Here is a 2,457-nt window from a genome sequence, read left to right on the forward strand (position 1 = left end):
GTGACATCGAGCGCCAATCAAAGGTCTTCTCGAGGAAGTAGTTTGGATCGAACAGTTTTTCGTCAAAGTCAGTCATCTTTATTTTTTGCCAACGTCGAGGTGATACGACGGCGGCCTCTGTCATCGTCTCCACGTCTGGGTGGGTTGAGTCTGAGGAATCGATTTGAAAGAGGCGGGCGTTTGCCGCCGTTGTATCGACCGTCTTGTTAGAAATATCTTTTTATTATATCTTCAGAGAGCGAATCTAACCCGTCTAGGTATAAGGTCATTTTAACTTCATCTCCTGATTCGGATTTAAGCTTCAACTGAATCTTGTAATTCGCTTGTTTCTCTGTGCCTGTTTTTCCGAAATCATCAAGTTGTGCTTGAGAAATCAGATAATCTATGAATTCGGATACGCTATCAATATCCTCTTGGCTGATCGGCCTTCTTTCTGTCCGGAGGTCGGTGAAATTCGATTCTCCTATTTTTATTCTGTTAGTCGTTTCATATTCGGAGCCTTTGTTAATCTTTTCGATTTCTATTTTTGCTTCGTAGTCTACGGAGATTGGCTCCGCTTGTACCTGTATTGCGATCAATGCCGTGATCGCTGCTATTGCTAGTTGTTTCATTGGATTCCTTTTGTTTTTCATGATTTCTTTTCTAACGTGAAAGCCATACGCGGAAGTCAGCGCGGAGCGCTGGCTGGAGTTGTATGGGCTGACTGGTTCTACTTACTTTCTTTTATGAAAGAGATTCCCCCGAACCATAGTTCGTCTTCTTCGCTGACGTAGAAAGTAAAGTACTTAACTTTTCCTTCTACTTCTTTCTTCGACAGGATAAATCTGTCATGAAATTCGATTGCGAAAGTTTCTGATCGATCGCCAATGAGTATCTTCAATTCGTTATTTTCTATTACTATTTCTTGATCTAGCGTCTGAATCGCCGAGGGCGGGAGATCTTCAATTGGAAAGTCGTGGACTGGCTTGTAGGTGCCATCGAAATCGGAAGCGTAACAGGCTGATCCGATGAATAGGAAAACGAGTAGGATTGATTTCATAATTTTCTGTAGAACGTGAAAGCCATACGCGGAAGTCAGCGCGGAGCGCTGGCTGGAGTTGTATGGGCTGACTGGTTGGCTTTTCTTATTCTCCGTAGTGTGTCCACATTCTCAATACCTTCACTATTTTTTCATCTTCAAGAACCTGATAGACAAGTCTGTGTTGGATATTGATTCTTCTAGAGTATGCTCCAGACAAGTCGCCTACGAGGGCTTCGTATTGGGGTGGGGTCTTGAACGGATCCTTTTTTAGGATATCGATAAGTGCAGATGCCTTCTCCTTGAGATTGCTTCTACCTATCTTCTTCGCGTCTTTCTGTGCCTGCTTGGTAAAAACGACCTTGTAGCTCACCAGCCTGGTTCCTCACTGCAGTCTTTGATCTTTTCTTTCATTCCTTTCTTGATCGAATCGACCATGCCAGGAATCGAGCTGAGCTGAAGCGTTTCCGAAATCGCTCGCCAGTCCTCTTCCGATATGAGGACAGCGTTACCACGCTTTCCAGTGATCTGGATAGGGTGATGAGAGGCGTTTGCCTCGTCGATAAGGTTGTAAAGCTTTGATCGAGCCTGAGTTGCGGTGATTGAGGTCATGATGACTGTTGAGCGTACGTAAAAGCGTACTTTTGTCAATTTTCTTTAGCCAACGTGAAGTCCATACGCGTAGGTCAGCGCGGAGCGCTGGCCGGAGTTGTATGGGACGACTGGTTCGGTTTCTTTACTTCTAGTGAATTGAAGAATATGTCTCTATATGGTTTTAGATCCATGCCACCAGAGTCTGGATACTCGATGATTATCGTGAAAATGCTTTTTGGACCAAGGATGTATCTGATGTATGCCCCCGAATTCCCTTTCGATAGTTCAACCGTGATACATCGCATCCCTTTGAATTCTGAGGTTTCCTGACTAACAACCGTAGAGTTCGACTCACCAAACTTTTCGGCAATCTTTTCGAAATCACTAGGATCGCTTGTTTCTTTGGTAGGAATCTCAGTTACCGAGAATTTGAATCCCTCCATCGTTTTGGATCCTATTCCAAAGGTTTGAATTGTTCCGTTCTTTGGGTCGACGTCGGTTACTGTGAAGTCGTTGAATGGTATCGGCATCAGCACTGAAAAACTGCCTTCTGTCGATTCTGCGTAGTTCCAACCGGATTCGTGCTCAACGATAGCTTGTTGCCTGTGCATCGTCAAAGGCGTTGAATACGAGATGTTCGTCAGGGCAAAGAGAAGGGTGAATGTGAAAAATCGATTCATTGTTTTCTACCGAACGTGAAGGTCATACGCGAGGGCTGTGAAACCGTCGTGCAGGAAATTGTGAGGATATGTCCTTGCTGCTGCCACAACTCGGGCGCTTGGCCCGAGTTGTATGGACCGACTTCCATGAGAAGGCACTGCAAGTTAATAATATAAAGGAGTTCA

At 44.7% G+C, this 2,457-nt stretch carries 5 protein-coding genes; all 5 read right to left on the bottom strand.

Annotated features, from left to right (window positions below; translation table 11 throughout):
• Positions 1 to 206: 206 nt before the first annotated feature.
• The 5 genes from QEH54_RS22575 to QEH54_RS22595 all read right to left on the bottom strand — a co-directional run bounded on the left by QEH54_RS22575 (position 207) and on the right by QEH54_RS22595 (position 2,292).
• Complete coding sequence (locus QEH54_RS22575) at positions 207 to 611, bottom strand: hypothetical protein (protein WP_309020995.1); 405 nt, start codon at positions 609 to 611, stop codon at positions 207 to 209.
• A gap of 98 nt (positions 612 to 709) precedes the next feature.
• The gene (locus QEH54_RS22580; RefSeq protein WP_309020996.1) at positions 710 to 1,039 is read right to left on the bottom strand and encodes a hypothetical protein; all 330 of its coding nucleotides are present in this window, start codon (positions 1,037 to 1,039) and stop codon (positions 710 to 712) included.
• A gap of 85 nt (positions 1,040 to 1,124) precedes the next feature.
• The gene (locus QEH54_RS22585) at positions 1,125 to 1,391 is read right to left on the bottom strand and encodes a Txe/YoeB family addiction module toxin (RefSeq protein WP_309020997.1); all 267 of its coding nucleotides are present in this window, start codon (positions 1,389 to 1,391) and stop codon (positions 1,125 to 1,127) included.
• On the bottom strand, positions 1,388 to 1,630 hold the full coding sequence (locus QEH54_RS22590) for a type II toxin-antitoxin system Phd/YefM family antitoxin (RefSeq protein WP_309020998.1): 243 nt from the start codon (positions 1,628 to 1,630) through the stop codon (positions 1,388 to 1,390). The genes QEH54_RS22585 and QEH54_RS22590 overlap by 4 nt, the downstream gene beginning before the upstream one ends.
• 74 nt (positions 1,631 to 1,704) lie before the next feature.
• On the bottom strand, positions 1,705 to 2,292 hold the full coding sequence (locus tag QEH54_RS22595; RefSeq protein ID WP_309020999.1) for a hypothetical protein: 588 nt from the start codon (positions 2,290 to 2,292) through the stop codon (positions 1,705 to 1,707).
• Positions 2,293 to 2,457 lie beyond the last annotated feature (165 nt).

Origin of the sequence: Pelagicoccus sp. SDUM812003 (assembly GCF_031127815.1) — a bacterium.
Classification (GTDB): Bacteria; Verrucomicrobiota; Verrucomicrobiia; order Opitutales; family Opitutaceae; genus Pelagicoccus.